The sequence below is a fragment of the Rheinheimera sp. 4Y26 genome (assembly GCF_025245835.1).
Lineage (GTDB): Bacteria > Pseudomonadota > Gammaproteobacteria > Enterobacterales > Alteromonadaceae > Pararheinheimera.
In genome coordinates this window covers 101096-125445 of record NZ_JAOBWS010000010.1, presented here as the reverse complement: position 1 = coordinate 125445, position 24350 = coordinate 101096, and the positions used below count along the sequence as shown (strand labels likewise).

Genomic DNA, 24350 nt, shown 5'->3' with positions numbered 1-24350 from the left:
CCCTTACATTAAATTAATTGTTAAATTCGGCACCACGAGTTACCTGAACCAAAGAAACCACTGAACCATGGCGTAACCGGAAAACATCATGATAACGAAAGGACGCTCCACAGGCGATAATCTCAGTAACATGACAATAATAAACGGAAAGCCGGCAGCTAAAAACCTGACTCCATACACAGAAAATACCGTACAGAACACAAAAACAGATAAAAATACGATGGCGATGGCATTTGTCAGATTATTAATAAATTCTTTATTTTGGAAAATACTAATACATAACAATAATATCCACATCGATGCATAGAGCATCGTTGACGCTGCAATGTCGTAGTCAACCCTCCTGTCACCGATGAATTCGAGTATCACTGCACGCAAGGGGCCGACAACTGTCGCCACTGAAAAACCTACCAGTGTGAGTAAAAAGAGCGTGAGATATCTACTGTAGTTGTCCTTATAAGATTTTTTAAGCAGATGTGCGCAAGCAAGTGCAATAAATACAAAGAGAAAAGTTGCAGTGTGTATAAAAAACGCACTGGACAAAAGGAATACTCTTACCAGAGTATTCCTAATGTTATATGCCGCCAATATAAAAGACATCGCGGCAGCAAGTCTGAGTTGTGAATATGCTAAATCAACGACCAACGGATTTATAAGGAAAAGAACACCAAACAACCCAACACGAATAGCAATAAAATAAGCATATGAAAAAACAGTAAAGAACGATACAACATGAAATATCTCCTGCACTGTTAATCCAACTTCGACATTCAGATAGCGAACACCTTTATCCCATAACTGTTCATTAAACAAATAAAAGAAAAACGTCTCAAAGCTCAGAGGAATATCGTAGTCAGTCTTGCCTAAGAAAATGTAAAAAAATACTTGCCTATCTTCAAAGTCTCCACCAAATACACTTGGCCAATCAATCAGTACAAAGCATGTTGCAACAAGTATTGAAATAAAAAGCGGGAGAAATCGGGCTCCTTTTTCATCCTGATACATTAACGAGTAATTTATGCTTTGCACAACGCGATTATTCATCTCTATTGTTTCTACTCACAAATGACAAAGAGATCTTTAAGTAAGCAACAAACATCAACAGTAAAAATGCAGAAAATACGGACATAATCACGATAATTGCTCTGCGGGGTTTGGACTTTTCTTCCGGAATAAATGCCGGGTCTACGGTTTTTAACGCATACTCTTTTCGGATATTAGTTAACATCAAAGTTTTTGTTTGATCTTGTATAATTTGAATCACTGACTCTCTTATGTCTGCGATGTTAATTGTGGCAAGCTGATTATTCAGATAATCAATACTTGCTTTTGCTTCTAAAACATCGCGTTGCCTGATTTCTTCGTTAACCTCTTCAACCAGCAAATCCAGCCACTTTTTGGCTAAAACGGGCGAATAATATTCAAGGGTGATTTTAACCATAGAGGTGGTTTTATCTTTAGACACGTCCATTAGTTTGCTAAATTCTTCTGCAGCCTCAAGCAAGCTAGGCTCTGGCAATCTGGGCGCTTTTGGAGTTCTAAGCCATATCTTATTTTCTGTATCGTATTTTTTTTGATCAATCCGAATCTCGTTGGTGTTTATGTCCCAACCATCTCCCGCCATGACCAATATTTTTAAATCATGCTTTTGAATAAAACGGGAGATAAAATCTTTTGAACGCAGCAACTCAATTGCCAGGTCTGTTTTATCAACGGCTCCACCAGCAGATAAACTAATACCAGCTAACGACGCTAAACCACCGATTTGGCTACCCAATCCACCCAAACCGGATTTTTTGTCTGTCGCAGGGGCGAAAATCCCAACCGTCTGATACACATTCGGCATTTTTAGAGAAATCCAGACTGAGAGTATCGAGACCATGACCATAAAGAGCAGTACCAGGACTTTATAGCGAGTAAGCTCAGCAACAATGTCGAGAAAACCAATCTGCATTTCAGTCTTTTGTCTACTTTCGGTTTGAATCACGAATAACTCCTAGATCAACAGAATTTCAAATACCTTTGAAACATAAACTTTGTTAGCGAATTCATATATCTAACTTAAATAAACAGCTTTGCCTGGAAGATCCGGGCAAAGCCATTGCTGTGTCGCGTTACAAATGAAACATCAAACGCAACCAAATTATCATCCTATGTACTAAAACGAATTAATTGCGGCTAAAGCAACTGCACTTTGATAGAAAATTTGGGTGAGCTGAGCCCATAAACTAATATTGTCTTTAAATTCAGTATCAAGTGGCACCACAATGGTATCGCCTGGCTGAATTTCCTCGCTGCTTAAAGCAAACCAGCTTTGTTTTTGCGGCACCAGTACTGAACCATCGGCACGGATAATATAAACACGGTCTTCATCAGCCCGTTTTCTCGAACCGCCCGCCAAACGCATATAATCGTCCAGTGTCAGGCCAGCTCTGTATCTGTGGCTGGAAGGATGTTGTACTTCACCCACAATGGACACTGTGGTTTTGCGGGTTGGGATCATCAGGTAATCGCCGTTTTCCAGAACAAAATCATCATCCTGACTGCCTTCAGCCACAGCTTTTACATCAACAACCAGTCGCCCAACCGGTTTCACTTTTTCAATTTCACTCAGCATCGACAAGGCATCCTGAGTACTCAGGGTCGCTGACTCCGCTGATAAAGTGCGGGCTGCAATGTCGCGGCGTAATTGTTGTGTCAGTTTGGTAATTTGCTCAACTTCCTGAGCTTTCACCTGTTCCCTGATCATCACAGCGCCCTGAGGAAAAGCGTTTTGTGTCAGGCCACCGGCGCGTTTTAACACATCAGCCAGAGTTTCGCCGCTGCGCACTGAATATTCGCCCGGGAACCGGACCTGGCCAGCAATAGTGACCCGCTGTTCCTGATCCCAGTCAGTCAGACGGAACACATTTAACCTGTCGCGGCTTTGTAACAGCGTTTGCGTCTTTTGCGACAATTCGTCAAACAGCTTGATATCCATGTGTTCAACCTGAACAGCACCACTTTCGTTAATAGTGGCTCTGGTTAACTCGGCCCGTTCAAGGAAGGCGCCAGGCAACAAACCACCTGCTGCAGCAATTAAGTCTTCAACTGAGCCCTGCTCTGGTTTCGGATATTGACCCGGATATTTCACTTCACCAGACACATACACAACGGCATGATTTGATACCCCAGAACTGCGGGTTTTTAATTCATTCAGCAGGTTAAATAACAACTCTTCGCGTGTCAGACCTGCAGAGAGTTGCCGTATCTCAGGCTTTTTATGTACGTCGTCAAGAAACTCGCGCATCAGCCTCGCCACAAGCTTGTGGTGACTTTCGGGCAAACGCTGCATTAATTCACGCTGACGCTTAGAGTCTTCGGTTTCAACCAGCTGACGCTTTTCAGCGAGTGCTGTTTCTTCTTCATTCAACACCAGGCTAAAAGCCAGGCTGGTAAAACCGGCTTTGGAAATCAAAGAGCGGACCTGCTCCTCAGACTGCTCGCTCAGTTCAGGCGTTAATTCTTTATTTAACGTCGTCATCTCACCGGATAAGGTTAATGCTTCCTGATAACGCTCAAACAATAAGGTATCCACTTCATCCCGAAGTCTCGGCGCGTTATAACTAAATACGTAAATAGAGTCCTGACCCTGTAACAGCAGATCATCAGTACTTTTTGGAAACTCTATGGCTTTACCAAGGTTAAATTGCTGAATTGATATTTTATTGTTGCTACCGGAACGACTCACCACCAGGGCGTAGTCTAAATCGGTATCAATAGTTAAATCAGCCCAGATTGATGACAAGATATCGCTGACATGCATAGATTCGCGGTGGGCGTAAACACCAGGCCTTGCCACAGCACCAATAATTTCGATTTTGTTCTGAATATTTGACGACACTTTACCAAAACGAACCACATCGCCATTACGGATTGGTTGTTGTAAATCACTGGCCGATGAAAGGTCGAGATTGATCATGGTGCGCACCGCATTTTTTTCAATGCGCTCAAGCGTGACGCCATTTAAAAATGCCTGCGCTTTACCACCGCCTGCCATTCTGACCAGATCACCAACAGTTTCGTTGGTGCCAATTTCATACAGAGCCGGGCGTAATACTTCGCCGGCAGCTTCCGCTAAAGCGGCATAAGGCGCAATAAAGACCACATCGCCATTTTGTAAAGCTTGATCAACATTTGAATCACCGCCAAGCAATAAGCGGTATAAATCTACGGCTATTTTTGTGCCATCTTTGCGCTGTAACTGAATGCCACGCAGCGCACCAATGTCGCTGATACCACCAGCCTGCACTAATACATCAACCACTGAAGATAAGGCCGGAACAGTGTATGAGCCGGGCCTTTTAGCTTCGCCGGCCACAATAACGCTGATGGTGCGCAACTGTCCCATACTGACGTTCACTTCAGCGCCGACGTTGGCGGCCTGAATACGTTGGGTAATTGATTGTTTTGCTTCGGCAAAAGTCAGGCCGGCAACCGAAACCACACCAATCTCACTGATAGATACAGTACCGTCTCTGGCAACCTGAAGCTCTTCATCCATTGGTTTAGCGCCAAAAACCTGCACTCTGAGCTCGTCATCCGGGCCAATACGATAGTTACTCGGCACCGGAGTACCTGATTTTGTGTCGAGCTCTGTATCAATATTTTCAAAAAAGCTTAAGCCAAACCGCACCGGCTCCTTGCTTTTCATTTCAGCCGGAAATTCTTCTTTTGCTGAGTTTTTGTTTTTTTCTGAAAAGGTCTCCGACTCTTTTTTCTCTTCAGTATCTGACGAGTTTTCTGATTTTGATTTTTTCAGATCGCTGACTTTAAGGCCGTATTGTTTTGCAATCCGGGCCTGCTCCGATTTTGGCAACTTATTAAACTGAGCCATCATTGCAGGAGACGGGGTAGCCGCTTGCAGGGCAAATGAAAGACATCCAACAGCTAAAAAGGCGGTAAGCTTTCTAAAAAAATTTGTCACTATGTTACTCCATCTTTCTTATAAAATTCGCGCAAAACCAATACAAAACATAAGGTTACACATCAAGGCTCATATAGGCACTAAAACGCGAGCCGGATATTCTACTATGTCTGATTGCTCAACAGCGAGGTTTTTCCATGTAATCAACTGTTACTAAACACAATTCAAACTTTGCATTTCCCGTTTTAACCATCCTGGCTCTCTTCTGCGCCAGCAAGATGCGATAAAACAGTTTCACGCAGGCGCTGTTTAAAATCCGCCGCGGGGCGCCAGCCCAGTTCATGCCTGATCTTTGACGCGTCCAGCGCATAACGGATATCGTGACCGGGCCTGTCCTGAACAAACTGAATCAAATGACGGTAACTCTGCACTGTACCTCTTTTTTCAAACGCCAACTCATCAAGCAGTTCTGTCAGCATCAGAACTAAATCTAAATTTTTTAATTGGTTATCTCCGGCAATATTGTACCTGCTACCAACCTGCCCTTGCTGGATCACCAGGATCAGCGCCTGCACATGGTCCTCAACATAAAGCCAATCCCTGATTTGCTGACCATTGCCATACAGCGGTAAAGGCTCGAGCATGAGTGCATTGGAAATCATCCTTGGGATCAGCTTTTCCGGATATTGACCCGGACCAAAATTATTAGAGCTGTGAGTAATAATGACCGGCAAGCCATAAGTGCGGTGCCAGGACATCACAAGGTGATCCGCTGCGGCTTTTGAAGCGGAATAGGGACTGCTCGGCGCATAAGGATGCAGCTCGGTTGCCGCCGGCGCATCCGCGGCAATGTCGCCATACACTTCATCTGTCGACACATGCAAAAATCTGAAAGTGTGTTTTTTGGCATCAGATAAACCCAGCCAATACTGTTTTGCCACTTCAAGTAACTGATAAGTGCCATAAATATTGGACTGAATAAAATCCGCCGGCCCTGAAATAGACCTGTCGACGTGAGTCTCAGCAGCAAGATGAAAGAGAGCGTCAGGTGCATAATTGTGGATAAGCTCAGACAAAGCCTCTGCACAACATATATCTAGCCGGGCAAAGCTGCATCGCCCATCGGGATTCAGCTCAGATAGATCCGGCGGGGTGGCGGCATAAGTCAGTTTATCAATGATCAGCACCTGCCAGGTCGTATCCTGCAAAATAGCTTTGACCAGTGCAGAACCAATAAAGCCCGCGCCTCCCGTCACAATAACCTTCATTTACCCTCGCTTACGAAAACCATTTTTATATCAGGAACCCTTGTATAAACTGCTGCGGCGTTAGTACTTACGCACACTGTCGCCCCGCCCTATTGCATAATAAGCAAAACCAAGTTGCTGCATTTTGGCCGGGTCAAACAGATTACGGCCATCCACAATCACTGGCTGACGCAGGCTTTGTTTTAAGAGGTCAAAATCGGGTGATCTGAAGGTTTTCCACTCAGTACAAATCACCAATACATCAGCCTGATGCAAAGCGGCTTCTTTGGTGCCCACCAGCTGTAAATCTGCTCTGATGCCATAAATCCGCTGGGTTTCTTCCATGGCTTCGGGGTCAAAGGCCTGTACCCTGGCACCGGCCGCCCATAAGGCTTCCATCAGGGCCCGGCTTGGCGCTTCGCGCATATCGTCGGTATTGGGTTTAAAACTCAAACCCCAGATAGCGATGGTTTTACCGGCCAGTTCGCCAGCAAAATGCTGTGCCAGTTTGGCAAATAACTTGTGTTTTTGCGCGTTATTCACCGCTTCGACCGACTTGAGCAGACTGGTGTTATAACCGGTTTGTTCCGCAGTGCGGATAAGCGCCTGCACATCTTTAGGGAAACAAGAGCCGCCATAACCACAGCCGGGGTAAATAAAGTGGTAACCAATGCGTGGATCAGAGCCGATGCCGTGGCGCACCTGCTCAATATCAGCCCCCAACAGCTCAGCTAAATTGGCCATTTCATTCATAAAACTGATTTTGGTGGCCAGCATGCAGTTGGCGGCGTATTTGGTGAGCTCGGCGCTTCGCACATCCATCACAATAATTTTGTCATGATTGCGGTTAAAAGGCGCATACAACTCGCGTAATTGCTGTTCTGCCCAAGGGTTGTCGGTGCCCAGAATAATACGATCCGGGCGCTGACAATCTGCCACCGCCGCGCCTTCTTTTAAAAACTCCGGGTTTGAGACTACGGCAAAATCAATATCAGCCTGACGCTGCGCCAGAGTTTGAGCAATCACAGCTTTAACTTTATCGCCGGTGCCAACCGGCACCGTGGACTTATTAATCACAACTTTAGGGCTGGTCATATGCTCGGCAATGCTGGTCGCCACTTTTAACACGTACTTTAAATCGGCCGAACCGTCTTCATCCGGCGGTGTTCCCACCGCAATAAACTGTAATTCACCAAAGTGCACACCTGTGGCAGCGTCTGTGGTGAATTCCAGCAGGCCCTGTGCCACACCCTGCTGTACCAGCGAAGATAAACCAGGTTCAAAAATAGGAATAATTCCGGCTTGTAAATCTGCAACCCTTTTAGGATTCACATCCACACAACAAACTTTATGCCCGGCTTCGGCCAGCACAGCTGCCTGCACTAACCCGACATAACCAATGCCAAAAACTGTGACTTTCATTCAATATGCCTTTTTGTAAGCTGCACAGAACCGAAGCTGCGCCTTATTTGCTGTTGTGCTGGATATACCAGGGCATAGCAACCGCCAGACCTGCACTGAGCGTATGGCTTGGTACATAACCCAATAACCGCTCCGCTTTGCTGACATCGGCCTGTGAATGGCGCACATCACCAGCGCGAAAATCGCGGTACTGTGGTTCTTTCTGGTAGTGGGCACCATTGGCGCTGAGCCTTTGCTGAATGGCGTGAAATAAATCGTTTAATGTGGTTCTGTCACCCACAGCCACATTAAAGACTTCACTTTTGCCAAGTGCGGTGGTGGCAGCCAGAATATTGGCCTGTACCGCATTGGCGACAAAGCAAAAATCACGACTGGTTTCACCATCACCGTTGATCACTACATCGTCGCCCGCCAGCATTGCAGCTGTCCATTTGGGGATCACAGCAGCATAAGCACCATTAGGGTCTTGTCTTGGGCCAAACACATTAAAATAACGAAGCCCTATGCTGTGAAAACCGTAACAGCGGGAAAATACGTCGGCGTAGAGCTCATTGACATATTTAGTAACCGCATAAGGTGACAGCGGATTACCAATATTGGCTTCCACTTTGGGCAAAGCCGGATGATCACCATAAGTGGAGCTCGAAGCCGCATAGACAAAACCCTGCACGCCGGCTTCTTTGGCCGCCTGCAGCATATTTAAAAAACCGCTGATATTGGTGTTGTTGGTGGCAATAGGATCATTAATAGAGCGCGGCACTGAGCCTAAAGCAGCCTGATGTAACACATAATCGACACCGGCAACCGCCTTCTGGCAATCACTGAGCTCGCGGATATCCCCTTCAATAAAACGAAAGGCCTGCCACTGCTCTGGCGTGACTAACTGCTGCACCTGTTGCAGATTGTGCCTGTGACCAGTGGCAAAATTATCCAGCCCCACCACTTTCTGGTTCAGCTTTAATAAGGTTTCTAATAAGTTAGAGCCAATAAAACCGGCGCAGCCTGTCACCAGCCAGGTTTTGGGTGCTGCCAGTAATTCTTGCTGGCGTTGTTCGAATGTATTCATCATATACTGTGCTGTCCTTGTTGTTGTCTGCTCAGGCTGTTGAGTTCAGGCTGGCGCCACAACGTCAAAAGCCACAAAGTGCTGCTGCCTTTGTGGCCTGTTCCGTTTATCTGTTATTTTGCAAAATAAGCTTTTATCGCATCCACAATACGGCTGCAGGCCTGACCGTCACCATAGGGGTTGTGGGCAAAACTCATGGTCTGATAATAGTGACTATCGGTCATCAATTTACTGACTTCACTGACAATTTTATCTTTATCAGTACCCACCAGCTTCACAGTACCTGCAGCTACAGCTTCAGGCCGCTCTGTGGTATCGCGCATCACCAGCACAGGTTTGCCCAAAGAAGGCGCTTCTTCCTGAATACCACCTGAGTCGGTCAGTACCAGGTAACTGCGGCTCATCAGGTAGACAAAAGGCAAATAATCCTGCGGCTCAATTAAATGCACGTTAGAGGCATTGCTGAGCAGACGGAACACAGGCTCACGCACATTCGGATTTAAATGCACCGGATACACAATGTCAGCATCCGGAAACTGTTCAGCAATGGCTTTAAGTGCAGCACAAATGTTTTCAAAACCAGCCCCAAAACTTTCACGGCGATGGCCTGTGACTAAAATCAGTCTGCGACCGTCCTGACCGTAAGGGAATTTGCTGGCAAAATCGGCGGATAATTGCTGGTCGGCGTCAATCTTGGCAACCACCTGATGCAGCGCGTCTATCACTGTATTACCTGTGACAAACACTTTGGCCGGATCAACATTTTCCGCCAACAAATTTTGCTCTGAGGTAGCAGTTGGCGCAAAGTGCAAAGTGGTAATAGCACCGGTTAAACGTCGGTTAGCTTCTTCCGGCCATGGGCTGTAAATATTGCCGGTTCGAAGCCCGGCCTCAACATGTCCCACAGCGGTTTTTTCATAATAACAGGCCAGTGCTGCAGCAAAAGTCGTGCTGGTATCGCCATGAACCAGAACAATATCAGGCTTAAAATCACGCAGTACAGGTTTGATATTTAACAGAATACTGGTGGATACGTCATACAAATCCTGGCCGGCCTTCATAATGGCCAAATCATACTCAGGTACGATATGAAACAATTTCAGCACCTGATCTAACATTTCACGGTGTTGACCTGTGACACAAACACGGCTGTCGATGGCCGGATCCTGTTTTAATAAGTTAACCAGCGGCGCCATTTTAATAGCTTCCGGCCGGGTTCCAAACACACTGAGTACCTTTAACATAAGCAGATCCCGTAGCTTAGCCGTAAATAGCACGCAGCTTATCAAACCTGGGGGTAAAGTAACAGCATTGCAGGGGGCAATAACAGCGCAGATCCCGCAGTATTCGGGCTGTTGCGGCTGATAAAGGAACAAAATAACGCAACGGTTTTACGATAGCGGTACTTCAGTTGCGACAGGGGGGATTCAGTTACAACAGGGGCGGATAAAATAACAAAGACCACAACACAGCTCTGAAAAACCACTCAGCCATCGACTTTGATGGCATCATTCAACACCTGATGCCAGACTCAAGATCAATAGTGGTCAACAAACTAGCCTTGTTGCTGGCGATGCAGATTCAGCAGTAACTCGGCTTCGGCACGGGGTAATTCACATTCCTGCATAATTTCATCAAGACCGGCGCCAAGTTGCACCATCTTCATCGCCCTGCTGTAAAGTTTTGATTCTGGATCGGCCAGCTGAATTTTTTGCTGATGTTCTGATAACTGCTCCAGCTCAGCCGCCTGGCTTTGCTGCGATAACTGCAATTGCTGTAACAAACGCTCTGCCGACAAAATACGCTGGCCAACACCAATCACACCGTTTCGCAACTCTTCCACTTCGGCCCGGCTGATATTCAGCGCTTGCTGCAACTCTTCCATCCGCTCAGTTTGCAACAACAATTGCCGCTGCGTTATTTTGTGTTGCCACACCACAACAAAAACCAGCAGTATTGCTACTGCTGGCACTATGGCAAGGGTTAACCATTCAATCGGAAAAGGCACAGGCAGGAACCGCTTAAATACTGGTAATTTCGTCCCACTCTTCATCAGTGAGCAATTTGTTCAGATCAACCAGGATCAACAACTCACCATCGCGGTTTGATACACCCTGAATAAATTTAGCGCTTTCATCTGTGCCAACATTTGGCGCAGTGTCAATTTCGGAACCACGTAAGTAAACCACTTCAGCCACGCTGTCGACCAGGATACCAATCACCTGTTTGTCCGCTTCGATAATCACAATACGGCTGTTTTCGGTAACATCAGAAGGCGGTAAACCAAAACGTGAACGGGTATCGATAACGGTCACTACGTTACCACGCAAATTGATAATGCCAAGCACATAAGAAGGCGCACCAGGCACCGGAGCTATGTCGGTATAACGCAACACTTCCTGCACCTGCATTACGTTAATACCGTAGGTTTCTTCCTGCAGCTTAAAGGTCACCCATTGCAGTACTACATCACTTTGTTCTTTGCTATTACCTGCTTGCGCCAATAAATTGCTCATGAATCGCTCCTCTACCTTGGTCCGTGCTTAGTCTGAACTGCCTGCGCCCTGCGCGAGCAACGCAATCAAGGCATCCACATCTAACAAAGCACACATATGTTGTTTAATCAATCCGGCTAACCATGGGCGTTTACCCTGGGCCTCACGCCATTTTACATCTTCTTGTTCTAAGGCTACTGTGTTGATCAAGGATTCACAGGCGATACCCCATGAACTTTTGCCCAGCATAATAACATATTGATAGTTTAGACTTTCTGCCAGTTGTTGGTCGTACTTTTCTGGCATCACCCAGCGGGCGGTATCGACCACATTAATTTTTTGCTCGCGGTATAACATCACCCCTTTATACCAGAGCGGCTTGCCGGGTAAAGTGTTGATCGCAGTGATTTTATGAATGCCGCCTAAATCTTTTAGCGGTAATGCTACTTTTAAACCGGCCACCTCAAAAAACAGTGCCTGGAAACGGCCCTGCCGGTAGGTTTTTTCAACAACAGGCATCGCAGGCGCTGCCGGCGGAACTGCTTTTACAACAACCTCTGGCACCACAACTTTGTTGGCTGTAGCAGCCGGTGCTGGTTTGACAATTTCCGGCTGAACTTTTGCTTCAATCTTAGGTGCTGCTGTTGCAGCCGGAACTGCTGCAGCTTTAGGCTTGTCAGGTTGCACTGTTGCCAATAGCTGATTCAGTTGCTGTTTTTTCACTTCAGCAACTTTGGTCTGAACCTCCGGCTCCTGCTCTTCGGTTAAGAGCGCAGCCAGATAGTTGCGCATCACCTTATGACTGGCAACTAAATCACTCATGCACAGGCTCCGGGCTTAACTGCAGCAAGTAAGTTAACAAGGTATTGTAGGCAAAAACACCACGGGATTTGGGCGCATACACAGGCGGCGGCGTTTGTGCCAGACTGGCATCGCGCATTTTAGTGTCGATAGGGATCACTGCCGACCAGACTAAATCACCATATTTTGCTTTGAGTTCTTTATAAGCTTCCAGTGAGGCTTTAGTGCGTTTGTCGTACATGGTTGGCACTATAGTGAACTGATAGCCGGGCTGATTGCTGCTTTGCATCAGCTGCATAGTAGCCAGCATCCGGTCCAGGCCTTTAAGCGCCAAAAACTCGGTCTGCACCGGGATCAGGATACGGTCGCAGGCTGCCATGGCATTCACCATCAATACCCCAATCACTGGCGGACAATCAATCAGCACATAATCATATTCGTCGGCAATTTTGGCCAGGGCTTTTTTCAGAATTAAGCCCATACCACCTTTATCACCCAAAGAACGGTCCAGCGTGGCAAGCGCCATTGATGAGGGCAGAATATCCAGATTATTCATGCCACTTGGACACAAAGACTGCATGATCTCTTCTTTGCTGATGGTTTTACCACGGATAAAAATGTCGTAAACGCTGTTTTCCAGCTCTTCAGCATCAATGCCAAAATAATAGGTTAATGACGCATGGGGATCGGTATCAATCAATAACACCCTATGGCCACGCTCTGCCAGAAGCGCACCTAATGTGACCGTAGTGGTGGTTTTACCCACACCACCCTTTTGATTTGCAATAGTCCAAACGACCAATTAGTTATTCCCGTTTTTTTGTTCTGTGTTATCTGCCGGTGTCGGTGGTGCAGAAGTAATTCTGATCCCCCCGTGCGGTAAGCGAATAACATGAATGGTGCCATCTTCGGCTGGCAAAGTTGTGGCCTGTTGTAACACCTGTTGCAGTTCTGCCGGTGTTGCTTCAGATGGCAACTGTGATTGTGTTTTTAGTGGCCGCGCCGCAAATTTAGAAATGGCAATGACCACTTTGCGGTTTTCTGCCCGGCCCTGTTCAGTACTGTTGTCAGCAAAAGGTGCAAATTCGCCATAACCTTCAGCCGCCAACCGCTCAGGCTTCACCCCCAAACTTTGTAATTCACGTAAAATAGCGGTGGCTCTTGCCATCGACAATTCCCAGTTCGACGGGAAAATTTCATTGCTCATCGGCTGATTATCAGTGTATCCACGCACCCGCACTATATTGCTGGTCTGGTTCAGAACTCCGACAATTTCTTTGAGCAGTACCCTGGCTGACGAGGTTTGTACTGCACTACCACTTGGGAACAACAAACCACTGTTGAGCTGAATTGTCAGCCAATCTTCGTCATTTTCCACCTTGGCAACGCCCTGTTCAATCAGGTTAGCCAGAGATTGGGTCAGCTGCTCCTGTAATGAAACCAGAGGATTGCCAAACTGCGGCTCTTTTTGCACATTTTGTTCTTTGGCATCCGCCACCAGTTCTGGCCCTGTAGCTGTCTCCAAAGACGAACCAAACTTCTGATAATCACTGCGCGGTTTGTTGTCTGTCAGTACGTCCGGGCCTTTTACCCCGCTCTGTGGCACTGACGCTTTTTCAAAAACCTGAGACAAGGTGGTTGAAATGGTCTTAAATTTTTCTTCTTTGGCAATTGCCAAGGAATACAACACCACAAAAAGTGCAAACATCAGCGTGACATAATCAGCATATGACACCAGCCAGCGGTCGAGTGGCTCCTGATCCATCTGCTGATGACGTTCACGATACCGATACATAAGGTTATCCGATCCGATAAGCTGCGAGTTTACGCTCTATAACACGCGGGTTTTCACCATTGGCGATAGATACCACACCTTCGACTATCAGTTCCTGATACAAGGTGCGCTGCACCACCACACTTTTCAATTTGTTGGCAATGGGAATAAACACCAGGTTGGCAAAACCAACCCCGTACACAGTGGCAACAAAAGCTGTTGCAATACCACTGCCTAATAATTCAGGTTTATCGATGTTCTGCATGGCCTGAATAAGGCCAAGCACAGCACCAATAATGCCAATAGTCGGACTATAACCGCCCATCGCCTCATAAATACGGGCCGAACGCATTAAACGTTCACGTTCCAGCGTCAGTTCAGCATCCAGTGCGTCTTGCAATACGGTGGGCTCCACGCCATCTACCAACAAATTCAACGCATTATGCAAAAAAGGATCGCTTTCCTGCAGGGCCTCAGCTTCCAGTGATAAAAAGCCATTGGTTCTGGCAGCTGTACCCCAGTTAATCAAACGCTCAACTGTGGCATTGAGTGGCACATATTGGGCGCGAAACACCCAGGCCAACATTTTGATACCGACGGTAAACTGCGGTAACGGAGTCTGGAACAGCACTGCACCAAGCGTCCCCCCCAGTACTATCACCAGCGCTGGTATATCAAATAGGGTTGCTAAATCACCACCATGCAGTGTGTAACCGCTGGCAATGGCCGCAAGCCCCAGAATCAAACCGGCAACTGACAGTTTATCCATGACCGACTTCCGCCATTATTTTGCCGGCGACTTCCGGCAAACTGACTTCCACATCGGTTAAGCCTGCACTGGTCACGGCCTGCGGCATGCCATACACCACACAGCTGGCTTCATCCTGCGCCCAGATGCGGGAGCCAAATTGTTTGAGTAAACGACAACCATCACGACCATCCGACCCCATACCTGTTAATACAATGGCAAGCACTTTGTCGCTGAACACTTTGGCGGCAGTACCAAAGGTAATATCGACACTGGGTTTAAAAGTGATGCGGGGTGAATCATCTTCTTTAATACGAAGCTTTGCCTGATTCTCCGAGCCTTCAACCAGCATTTGTTTACCACCGGGGGCCAGATAAGCCACACCTGGTTTTAACAAATCGCCGTCAACAGCTTCGCGTACTTCAATTTTTGCCAGTGAATTTAACCTCGCCGCAAAAGCACCGGTAAAAGCAGCAGGCATGTGCTGCACCAACACTATAGGTAACGGGAAATTGGCAGGCAGCGCGGTGATAATAGTTTGCAGTGCAACCGGGCCACCTGTTGAGGTGCCGATAGCAAGCAATTTGTAACTTTTACCCGAAGCTTTAAAGGGACGCTCTGAAACAGCGTCTGTATTTTCAGCGCGCTCCGGGCTTTTTAATAATTCGGCGCGGGCCAGCGGCGTGCGGGCAATGGGGGCCGGTGCTGGCCGTGCAGCAGGAGCTGGCGCTGCGGCTGTGGCAGCCGGGCGCACGAATAAACGACGGCGGGCGACCGCTTTTACCCTTTGGCGCAGCACTTCAATAGCTTCGCCTTTATCACGGGCAATATCTTCAAATTTTTTCGGCAGGAAATCTACAGCACCGGCATCAAGCGCGTCCAGAGTTGCCTTGGCGCCGGCATGCGTCAGCGAAGAAAACATCAGGATAGGCACCCTTTGTTGCTTCAGAATTTCGCGCACTGCGGCAATACCGTCCATCACCGGCATTTCCACGTCCATAGTGATCACATCGGGCTTTAACTCCAGCGCTTTTTCAACCGCTTCCCTGCCATTATTGGCAGTGCCTATCACAGTTAATTCCATATCGCCTGCCAGAATTTCGGTCAGGCGACGACGGAAAAAGCTCGAATCATCTACCACTAATACCTTGATCGACATAGATGACTCGCTTATGAAGTTAAATTGTTAAACCGGTCAAACTTGATCTTGGACTTTTTCGCGTAATGTTTGAGCAGGTTTGGTACATCCAGGATTAACGCTATACCACCGTCTGATGTGATAGTGGCGCCCGCCATGCCGGGCGTGCCCTGCAACAAGGCATCAAGCGGTTTGATCACCACTTCTTCCTGACCAACCAGCGAGTCCACGACAAAACCAACCTGTTGCGTGCCCAGCTGCACAATCACCACATGGCCTTGTTCACGACGCAGTTTCTGATTCGAACCGCGCACCAGCCAATGCTCCAGATAAAACAGCGGAATGGCTTTGTTACGCACCACTATGGTTAACTGGCCATCAACAATATTGGTTTTGGACAGATCGAGATGGAAAATTTCATTCACTGTGGCAAGTGGCAATGCAAATGGCTGTTTGCCCACCACCACCATCAAGGTCGGTAATATGGCTAATGTCAACGGAACCTTAATTTCAAGTAAGGTGCCTTGCCCTAACTTCGAATGAATATGCACGGTACCGTTGAGCTGGTTGATTTTGGTTTTCACCACATCCATACCCACACCACGGCCGGAAATATCCGAAATCTGCTCTTTGGTGGAGAAACCAGGCGCAAAAATCAGGTTAAATGCTTCGGTATCCGACATCCGCGCCGCTGCATCCGGATCCAGCACACCACGCTTAATGGCAATGGATTTCAGCTTTTCCGGATCCATACCAGCACCATCATCCTGAATGGTCAACAGAATATGGTCCCCTGCCTGCTGCGCTGCCAGTTTCACCAGACCTGTACGTGGCTTACCACTTTTGGCCCGCACATCCGGCATTTCAATACCGTGGTCCACCGAGTTGCGCACTAAGTGCACCAGCGGGTCAGCCAGCGCTTCGACCAGGTTTTTATCTAAATCTGTATCTTCACCTTCAAGCTCGAGGTTGATTTCTTTTTGTAACGACCTTGCTAAATCCCGCACTACCCTCGGGAAACGGCCAAATACTTTTTTGATTGGCTGCATCCGGGTTTTCATCACCGCACCCTGTAAGTCGGCTGTCACCACATCCAGATTCGAAATCGCTTTGCTCATTTCTTCATTCTGGGCGGCTGCAGACAAGCTCACCAAGCGGTTACGCACCAATACCAGCTCACCAACCATATTCATGATCTGGTCAAGGCGTTTGGTGTCAACCCGTACCGTGGTATCAGCGGCTGCACCTTTGCTGTCATCAGCGTCTTTATCTTTTGCGGCTGCAACAGGAGCAGGGGCTTTGACAACTTCAGCAGCTTTGGCAGGTTCAGCTTTGGCTACAGGCGCAGCGGCTTTTGCCACCGGCGCTACAGGCGCTGCAGGATTAGCTGCAGCAGCTGCTGGTTTTGCAGTTTCAGCCGACCCGACTGGTGCTTTACCTTTGCCGTGCAACTCGTCTAATAAGGATTCAAACTCTTCATCGCTGATATCATCCGGTGACTTTTCAGCTGCAGCAGGAGCTGCAGGCGCAGCAGCTTTTACCACTGGCGTTGATTCATGGCTGGCAGGAACAAAAGAGCCTTTGCCATGTAATTGATCCAGAATGGCTTCAAATTCATCATCGGTAATATCGTCCGAACCTGAATCCATTACCGGTGCCGTCACGGTTTTGGCCATCACAGGCTCTGAGCGGCCTGGTGCTGCAGTGCCATGCAGTTCATCAAGCAAACGCTCAAATTCATCTTCAGTGATATCGTCCACTGAACCTGAATTGGCTTCACCGCCACCTTCAACTTCCAGCGACACTGCCGCATCAAAAGTATCCAGGCTCATTTCAGGTTCTTCAGCGGCAACAGGAGCCGCAACCGTAGGTGCGGCATGCACTTCGTCTTCTGACTCGGGCTCGCTCAGGCGGTGTAATGCATCTAATAATTCAGGCGAGGCAGGTTCAAGCGGTTGCCGGTTCTGAACATTGGCAAACATTTCATTAATGGCGTCCAATGCCTGCAGGATCACGTCCATTAATTCAGACGTCACCCTTCTTTTTCCGGTGCGCAGAATATCAAAGACGTTTTCTGCACCATGACAGGCATCCACCAACTCTGTCAGCGACAGAAAGCCGGCACCACCTTTAACCGTATGAAAACCACGAAATATTGCATTTAATAAGCTGGCATCGTCGGGGTTATTTTCTAGTTCGACCAACTGCTCCTGCAACAGCTCGAGGATCTCGCCGGCTTCGACTAGGAAATCCTGTAAAATGTCCTCATCTAAATCAAAGCCCATGCTACCGCACCTCTCTTAAAAACCTAAACTCGATAATAAATCATCAACGTCGTCCTGGCCGTGCACCACATCATCCCGCAACTGCGCGTCAATAATCGGGCCTTCAGCTTCATGGCCTGCTTTAGGTTTTTTCGCAACCACAGGCGCTGGTTTATCCAGTACAGCGATATTTTGATGACCAAATGCTGTCAGAAGCCCTATCAGACTGTCTTCAACTTCACGCACCAGCTCAATAACACGACGCAAAATTTGTCCGGTGAGATCCTGATAATCCTGCGCCATCAAAACTTCAGTCAGTGATGATTGCAAGGCAGTGGCATCTGCAGAAGCTTGCTGCAGAAAACCGTCAAGACTATGGCATAACTCTTTGAATTCACCAACTTTCATATCCCGATGCATCAGCCGTTGCCAACTTGGCAACAAATCAGAAATTCCGGAATTGAGCTTATCGGCAATAGGAAGACAAGATTCCACCGCATCCATTGTTTTATTGGCGGCTTGTTCTGTCATATCGATCACATGATTCAGCCGGCGTTTGGCATCAGGAATGTCTTCAGTGAGTAAACTATCAATGGCAGGGTCTACCTGAAAACTTTTCAGGGAATCGTGTAACTGACGGGTAAGTTTACCCACTTCGGCGAACAACTCGGAGGAGCCGGGCACTGCAAGCCCCTGCACAAGTTCATTTGCAGCTTCCTGCTGCTCCATTTCCAACAACTGCACAAGCTCACGAGCCTGTTCCAAGGTGATCATAGGTGCCGTAATTGCAGACATGGCGCCACTCCTTTGTCAGATACGGTTAACCTAAGCGTTCAAAAACTTTAGACAACTTCTCTTGTAAGGTGGCTGCAGTAAAAGGTTTAACGATATAACCGTTCACACCGGCTTGGGCCGCGGCAATAATTTGTTCTTTTTTGGCTTCCGCAGTCACCATCAATACCGGGATGTGTTTCAGTCGGGCATCAGCACGAATAGCGCGCAGTAAATCAATACCTTGCATACCCGGCATATTCCAATCTGTCACTACAAAATCGAAATCGCCGTTTTGCAACATTGGAAGTGCAGTACTGCCGTCATCGGCTTCCGACACGTTGGTAAAGCCAAGATCGCGCAACAGGTTTTTGATGATGCGTCTCATAGTAGAAAAGTCGTCTACCACAAGAATTTTCATATTCTTATCCAAAATCCCCTCCGACGAGATACCTCAATGGTTATTCTCAAGTATTACAACCAGTCCTGCATCCGGGCTCTTAACCGCACCAGTGCCTGACTATGGATTTGACTGACACGAGACTCGCTGACGCTTAAGACTTCGCCAATCTCTTTCAGATTTAGTTCGTCATTATAATATAGCGACAATACTATTGCTTCCCGCTCAGGTAAGCTACTGATATTTTTTATTAAAGCCTGTTGAAACGAATCGTTAGCCTGCTCTTCATATAAATGATCATTTTCACGATCATCTGCAGTAACCAAGGCATCGTCGGTGACACCTAAGTCTTCGATACCGATGATGCGTCCACTACTGACATCACTCAGCATATGGTGGTATTCATCTAAAGTTATATCAAGTTTTTCAGCAACTTCAACATCTTTTACGTCCCGGCCCAGTTCTGCTTCGAGTTCGGCTATTGTTTCAGCAATCAGACGGGCATTACGGTGCACAGAACGGGGGGTCCAGTCGCCACGACGGATTTCATCGAGCATGGAACCACGGATGCGGATCCCGGCGAAAGTTTCAAAACTGGCACCTTTAGTACCGTCAAAGTTTTTTGCAGCCTCAATCAAACCTATCATACCGGCCTGAATTAAATCATCAACCTGCACACTGGCGGGTAACCTTGCCAGCAGGTGATAGGCAATACGTTTCACCAGTGGCGCATGTTTTTCCACCAGTAACTGCATCTGATTAGCAGCGCCGTAGGCTGCGAGGCGATTATTCACGCCATACCCCGTGGTTCATGCTGTGGTTGCACAAGTTGCTCCAGGAAAAACTCGAGATGACCGGATGCACTGGGCGGTACCGGCCATTGCACAGCACGGGTCGCCAGGGTTTTAACTGCCAGCGATGCCGGCGTTTTAGGAAATGCTTCAATAAACGCCTTTTGCTTGCGGGCCGCTTTTCGCACATTTTCATCAAAAGGAATAGTCGCAACCAGCTCTAAAGTCACATCCAAAAACCTGTCGGTGACCCGGCTTAATTTGGCAAAAAGCTCCTGGCCTTCTTTTAAACTGCGCACCATATTGGCGACAATTTTAAATTTTTGCACTGCATGTTCACGGCTCAGAATTTTCATTAAGGCATAAGCGTCGGTAATTGACGAAGGTTCATCACAAACCACCACCAACACATCCTGTGAAGCACGGGAGAAACTTAACACCATATCTGAAATACCGGCGGCCGTGTCCACCAGCAATACATCAAAAGAGGTTTTTAATTCGCTAAAAGCGCGGATAAGACCAGCATGCTCGGCCGGGCTTAGTTCAGTCATAGATTGAGTGCCGGATGTAGCGGGCACAATCTTAATGCCAAATGGGCCAGTGACCAGAATATCGTCAAGCTCAGCTTCACCGGATAACACATGAGACAAGTTGCGTTCGACCCTCAGGCCCAACATCACGTCACAATTGGCCAGACCAAGGTCGGCGTCCAGCACCAGCACCTTTTTGCCCATTTGGGCCATGGCCATCGCCAGGTTCAGTGTGACGTTGGTTTTACCGACCCCACCTTTACCACCTGTGACCGCTATTACTTTGACCATACGCTGTTTCATTCTTCTCAGGCCACTGGCTTGATCGTAAGTTAATTCATGATTATGCATAGGTTGCTTCCGTCCGGGTCAAACCATCCTGATACCACTGATGCCCCGAACTGGTGTGGGCCATGCGTAATTGTTCTGCCTGCGTGACCATCGCCGTTGCTTCAGCAATTTCGATATCTTCCGGAACCCTTTGACCGTTGGTCAAATAACTGACAGGTAACGCATTTTGAACAGCGACATTGATAATTTCGCCCAGACTTAAGCATTCATCAAGTTTGGTGAAAATACAACCTGCCAGTGAAATTCGTTTAAAGTGGTCAACAGTTTCCTGCATGACCCTTGCTTGGGATGTCGCTGACAATACCAGATAACTCTTTATTTTGACACGCGAATTATGCATCAAAGCCGACAGATTTTCAGCCAGGCGCACGTCTCTTTGACTCATGCCGGCGGTGTCGATCAAAATTAACTTACGTTGTTGTAACTGGGTTAACAATAATGTCAGTTCTTCGTGATCTTTGGCCTGTTTCACCGGGCAGCCGATAATACGGCCAAAAGTGGCTAACTGTTCAAAAGCGCCAATACGGAAGGTGTCAGTGGTAATCAACGCCACCTGATCGGCGCCATGGCGTTTGGCAAACTGTGCTGCCAATTTAGCAACAGTAGTGGTTTTACCCACACCAGTAGGCCCCACCAACGCAATCACACCACCGCGGCGCATGATGTCGTCATTGGTAGTGGTCAGCTGACCCGCCAACAATTCCAGCGCACAGCTCCAGGCATCACGATCGCTGATATCTTCCGGCATAAAACAGGCAAGCTGATCGGCCATGGCTTCAGACAGGCCAAGTTGCATCAGCTGTTCAATCACCAGTGCGCGCACTGGCTCGCGTCTGGCGAGGTCTTGCCACATTAAACCCGACACCTGATGTTGCAGCAGTTGTTTCATCGACTGCATTTCCTGGCGCATCACGTCAAATTGTTGCTGCATCAGACTGGCTTGTTGTTTCTGCAGCGCCGATAGCTCCTGCAGATTTGGCCCTGAAACGACAGAATTCTGACGCTCCTGTGGCTCTGTTCTGGCTTTTAACGGACTTTGACGCGGAGCCTGCATCGCACTTTGCAAATTTTGCGTCAGCGGATTGACGGCAGCTGTTGCCTGAACATCAGGCGCTGCTTTTTGCTGTTTAATCATCTGACGGGCCAATAAAGCGCGCAGCGAATCTGCAGGCTCGGCTTCTTCCTCGTCATCACCAACCCGGATATCGAGGCGGGATTTGGCAGCAGGTTTTGCGGCGGCACTTTCAGCAGCGACCGCCTGAGCCTTGGCTGGCGCGGCCTCCGGGTCTACAGCGGCGACAATCTCAACACCACCCGCCACTTTTTTGTTTGATAAAATAATGGCATCCGGGCCTAGAAACTCTTTAACTTCGGTTAAAGCTGTCCGCATGTCTTTGGCTACAAAACGTTTAATTTTCATGTTTTAACTCCTAACCCGCCTGTCCTACCACACTGACGATCCGAACCTGTTTGTCATCCGGAATTTCCTGATAGGACAATACCCGCAGTCCTGGGATAGTGTATTTCACGAATCGTGCCATCACTGAGCGCAATATGCCGGAAGTTAACAACACTGCAGGTTCACCGCTCAGTTCCTGCTGCTGGCTGGCTTCTCTGAGCGAGTTCTGGATACGTTCAGCCAGGCCAGGTTCTATGCCGGATCCGTCATTGCCGGCCGCCTGCATCGATTGATGCAGCATCTGCTCAAGTTCAGGGGCAAAAGTCATCACGGCAATTTCGTCGGCTGAACCTGCCACTTCCTGCACTATTAACCGGCGCAGCGCTATCCGGCAGGCCGCAGTTAATACGTCAATATCCTGACTGCGCGCGCCATAGTCCACCAAGGTCTGTACTATGGTGCGCATATCGCGGATCGGCACACCTTCATGCAGCAGGTTTTGCAGCACTTTCACCACTGCCGTCAGCGCCATGGTATCGGGCACCAGGGCTTCCACCAGTTTGGGCGAAGTTTTTGCCAGCATATCTAAAAGGTTCTGCACTTCTTCATGGCCAAGCAGGCTGGCTGCGTTGTTGCTTAAAATCTGGCTTAAATGGGTGGCCACCACAGTTGCCGCATCCACCACTGTGTAACCCAGAGTTTGCGCATGTTCCCGCTGGTTTTTCGGGATCCAGACGGCTTCCAGACCAAAGGCCGGGTCGCGGGTGGCAATCCCCTTCACTGTGCCAAACACCTGGCCCGGGTTAATCGCCAGCTCATTGTCATGACGAAGTTCTGAGCTGCCACTGGTCACGCCCATCAGGGTGACACGGTAAGTGTTGGGCTCCAGATCCAGGTTGTCGCGGATATGCACGGCCGGCACCAGAAAACCAAGCTCCTGCGACAGTTTTTTCCGCACACCTTTGATCCGGGTCAGCAATTCACCGCCCTGGGATTTATCTACCAACGGAATTAACCGGTAACCCACTTCCAGGCCAATAATGTCGACCGGCTGTACATCGTCCCAGCTGATTTCTTTTTGTGGCTGAATGTTTTCCGAAGCACCTGGCACCAGCTCAGCTTTACCACGACCAACCAGTTCGGCACCCGGGTTTTTCTTCTGATGTTGCAGGAAATAAGCGGCACCACCGACAGCAGCTGCCAGCGATAAAAACGCAAAATGCGGCATGCCTGGCACTATGCCCATGATAAATAACAAAGCAGCGGCAACCGTCAGCACCTTGATATTGCCAAGCTGACCCGACATCTGCTCACCCATATTGGTATCTTTGTTCTGCCGCGTCACAATAATGGCAGTACCAATAGACAACAATAAACCCGGGATTTGCGCAACCAGACCATCACCTATGGTCAGCAGCGTGTAAATTTCTAAAGATTCACTAAAGGCTAAATCATGTTGGATCATGCCGATAAACAAACCACCGACCAGGTTGATGCCCACAATGACTAAACCGGCAATGGCATCCCCTTTGACAAACTTGGTGGCACCATCCATCGAACCATAAAAGTCAGCTTCGGCCGTGACTTCATCGCGGCGTTTACGCGCCTGATCCTGGTCGATAAAACCTGAGTTTAAGTCGGCATCAATGGCCATTTGTTTACCCGGCATTGCATCCAGCGTAAAACGGGCAGTTACTTCCGCAATACGGCCGGCACCTTTGGTCACCACCACAAAGTTAATGATGATCAGGATTAAAAACACCACTATGCCCACGGCAAAGTTGCCGCCAATCACCACGTGGCCAAAAGATTCGATGACAGCACCGGCAGCTCCTGGGCCGTTATGACCTTCCAGCAGCACCACCCTGGTACTGGCAACGTTTAGCGCCAGCCGCAAAATAGTGGCCACCAGCAACACAGAAGGGAAAATGGCAAATTCCAAAGGTTTTCTGACATAAATGGTCACCAGTAACACCACCAGCGCCAGTGCAATGTTAAAGGAGAACAACACATCTAGCAGAATAGGCGGCATCGGCAACACCACCATGGCGAGTGCGGCCATAATCAACAGCGGTGTGGCCACCCCTTTGGCATGTTGTAACTGACTGCGGTCAAATTTGCCGAAAACTGAAGGAAGTTGCATAAAAAGCCTGATAAAAAATTGACGCTGTGAAGGCTTAGGCAAAAACTGTTCCAGTTAGTAGCGTCTTGGGATATCAACAGGCATCAGATGCAATATAAGGTGCA

At 48.1% G+C, this 24350-nt stretch carries 21 protein-coding genes; all 21 read right to left on the bottom strand.

What is annotated here, in order from left to right; translation table 11 throughout:
- Positions 1-39: 39 nt before the first annotated feature.
- The gene (locus tag N3Z11_RS13515; protein ID WP_260657719.1) at positions 40-1044 is read right to left on the bottom strand and encodes a hypothetical protein; all 1005 of its coding nucleotides are present in this window, start codon (positions 1042-1044) and stop codon (positions 40-42) included.
- Positions 1037-1987 carry an LPS O-antigen length regulator gene (locus N3Z11_RS13510; protein ID WP_260657718.1) on the bottom strand — a complete coding sequence of 317 codons (951 nt, stop codon included), beginning with the start codon at positions 1985-1987 and terminating at the stop codon, positions 1037-1039. The genes N3Z11_RS13515 and N3Z11_RS13510 overlap by 8 nt, the downstream gene beginning before the upstream one ends.
- A 171-nt stretch (positions 1988-2158) precedes the next feature.
- On the bottom strand, positions 2159-4966 hold the full coding sequence (locus N3Z11_RS13505) for an SLBB domain-containing protein (RefSeq protein WP_260657717.1): 2808 nt from the start codon (positions 4964-4966) through the stop codon (positions 2159-2161).
- 185 nt (positions 4967-5151) lie between these two features.
- On the bottom strand, positions 5152-6162 hold the full coding sequence (gene rfbB / locus N3Z11_RS13500; RefSeq protein ID WP_260657716.1) for a dTDP-glucose 4,6-dehydratase: 1011 nt from the start codon (positions 6160-6162) through the stop codon (positions 5152-5154).
- 72 nt (positions 6163-6234) lie between these two features.
- On the bottom strand, positions 6235-7575 hold the full coding sequence (locus N3Z11_RS13495) for a UDP-glucose dehydrogenase family protein (protein ID WP_260657715.1): 1341 nt from the start codon (positions 7573-7575) through the stop codon (positions 6235-6237).
- Positions 7576-7618: 43 nt separating this feature from the next.
- Positions 7619-8644 carry an SDR family oxidoreductase gene (locus N3Z11_RS13490; protein WP_313771360.1) on the bottom strand — a complete coding sequence of 342 codons (1026 nt, stop codon included), beginning with the start codon at positions 8642-8644 and terminating at the stop codon, positions 7619-7621.
- A 110-nt stretch (positions 8645-8754) separates the two neighbouring features.
- Positions 8755-9885: a non-hydrolyzing UDP-N-acetylglucosamine 2-epimerase gene (wecB, locus tag N3Z11_RS13485; RefSeq protein ID WP_260657714.1), complete on the bottom strand. Its 1131-nt coding sequence runs from the start codon at positions 9883-9885 to the stop codon at positions 8755-8757.
- A gap of 311 nt (positions 9886-10196) precedes the next feature.
- Positions 10197-10649: a DUF2802 domain-containing protein gene (locus N3Z11_RS13480; RefSeq protein WP_260657713.1), complete on the bottom strand. Its 453-nt coding sequence runs from the start codon at positions 10647-10649 to the stop codon at positions 10197-10199.
- A gap of 13 nt (positions 10650-10662) precedes the next feature.
- Entirely contained in the window at positions 10663-11157 is a 495-nt protein-coding gene (locus tag N3Z11_RS13475) for a chemotaxis protein CheW (RefSeq protein WP_260657712.1), read from the bottom strand.
- Positions 11158-11184: 27 nt separating this feature from the next.
- Complete coding sequence (locus tag N3Z11_RS13470) at positions 11185-11958, bottom strand: chemotaxis protein CheW (protein WP_260657711.1); 774 nt, start codon at positions 11956-11958, stop codon at positions 11185-11187.
- A complete protein-coding gene (locus N3Z11_RS13465) occupies positions 11951-12739 on the bottom strand; it encodes a ParA family protein (protein ID WP_260657710.1) in 789 nt (262 codons plus the stop codon). The genes N3Z11_RS13470 and N3Z11_RS13465 overlap by 8 nt, the downstream gene beginning before the upstream one ends.
- Positions 12740-13732 (bottom strand): OmpA family protein, encoded by a 993-nt coding sequence (locus N3Z11_RS13460; protein ID WP_260657709.1) that lies wholly within the window; start codon positions 13730-13732, stop codon positions 12740-12742. It abuts the gene before it with no gap.
- 4 nt (positions 13733-13736) lie between these two features.
- Complete coding sequence (locus N3Z11_RS13455) at positions 13737-14480, bottom strand: flagellar motor protein (protein WP_260657708.1); 744 nt, start codon at positions 14478-14480, stop codon at positions 13737-13739.
- Positions 14473-15618 carry a chemotaxis response regulator protein-glutamate methylesterase gene (locus N3Z11_RS13450; RefSeq protein WP_260657707.1) on the bottom strand — a complete coding sequence of 382 codons (1146 nt, stop codon included), beginning with the start codon at positions 15616-15618 and terminating at the stop codon, positions 14473-14475. Before N3Z11_RS13450 ends, N3Z11_RS13455 begins: the two co-directional genes overlap by 8 nt.
- Before the next feature lie 11 nt (positions 15619-15629).
- Entirely contained in the window at positions 15630-17882 is a 2253-nt protein-coding gene (locus N3Z11_RS13445) for a chemotaxis protein CheA (protein WP_260657706.1), read from the bottom strand.
- A 15-nt stretch (positions 17883-17897) separates the two neighbouring features.
- On the bottom strand, positions 17898-18656 hold the full coding sequence (locus N3Z11_RS13440; RefSeq protein ID WP_260657705.1) for a protein phosphatase CheZ: 759 nt from the start codon (positions 18654-18656) through the stop codon (positions 17898-17900).
- 25 nt (positions 18657-18681) lie between these two features.
- Positions 18682-19065 (bottom strand): chemotaxis response regulator CheY, encoded by a 384-nt coding sequence (gene cheY / locus N3Z11_RS13435; RefSeq protein ID WP_260657704.1) that lies wholly within the window; start codon positions 19063-19065, stop codon positions 18682-18684.
- Positions 19066-19106: 41 nt separating this feature from the next.
- The gene (locus N3Z11_RS13430) at positions 19107-19826 is read right to left on the bottom strand and encodes an RNA polymerase sigma factor FliA (RefSeq protein WP_260657703.1); all 720 of its coding nucleotides are present in this window, start codon (positions 19824-19826) and stop codon (positions 19107-19109) included.
- On the bottom strand, positions 19823-20656 hold the full coding sequence (locus N3Z11_RS13425; protein ID WP_260657769.1) for a MinD/ParA family protein: 834 nt from the start codon (positions 20654-20656) through the stop codon (positions 19823-19825). The genes N3Z11_RS13430 and N3Z11_RS13425 overlap by 4 nt, the downstream gene beginning before the upstream one ends.
- 40 nt (positions 20657-20696) lie before the next feature.
- Positions 20697-22124: a flagellar biosynthesis protein FlhF gene (flhF, locus tag N3Z11_RS13420; RefSeq protein ID WP_260657702.1), complete on the bottom strand. Its 1428-nt coding sequence runs from the start codon at positions 22122-22124 to the stop codon at positions 20697-20699.
- A 10-nt stretch (positions 22125-22134) separates the two neighbouring features.
- The gene (gene flhA / locus N3Z11_RS13415; protein WP_260657701.1) at positions 22135-24246 is read right to left on the bottom strand and encodes a flagellar biosynthesis protein FlhA; all 2112 of its coding nucleotides are present in this window, start codon (positions 24244-24246) and stop codon (positions 22135-22137) included.
- Positions 24247-24350 lie beyond the last annotated feature (104 nt).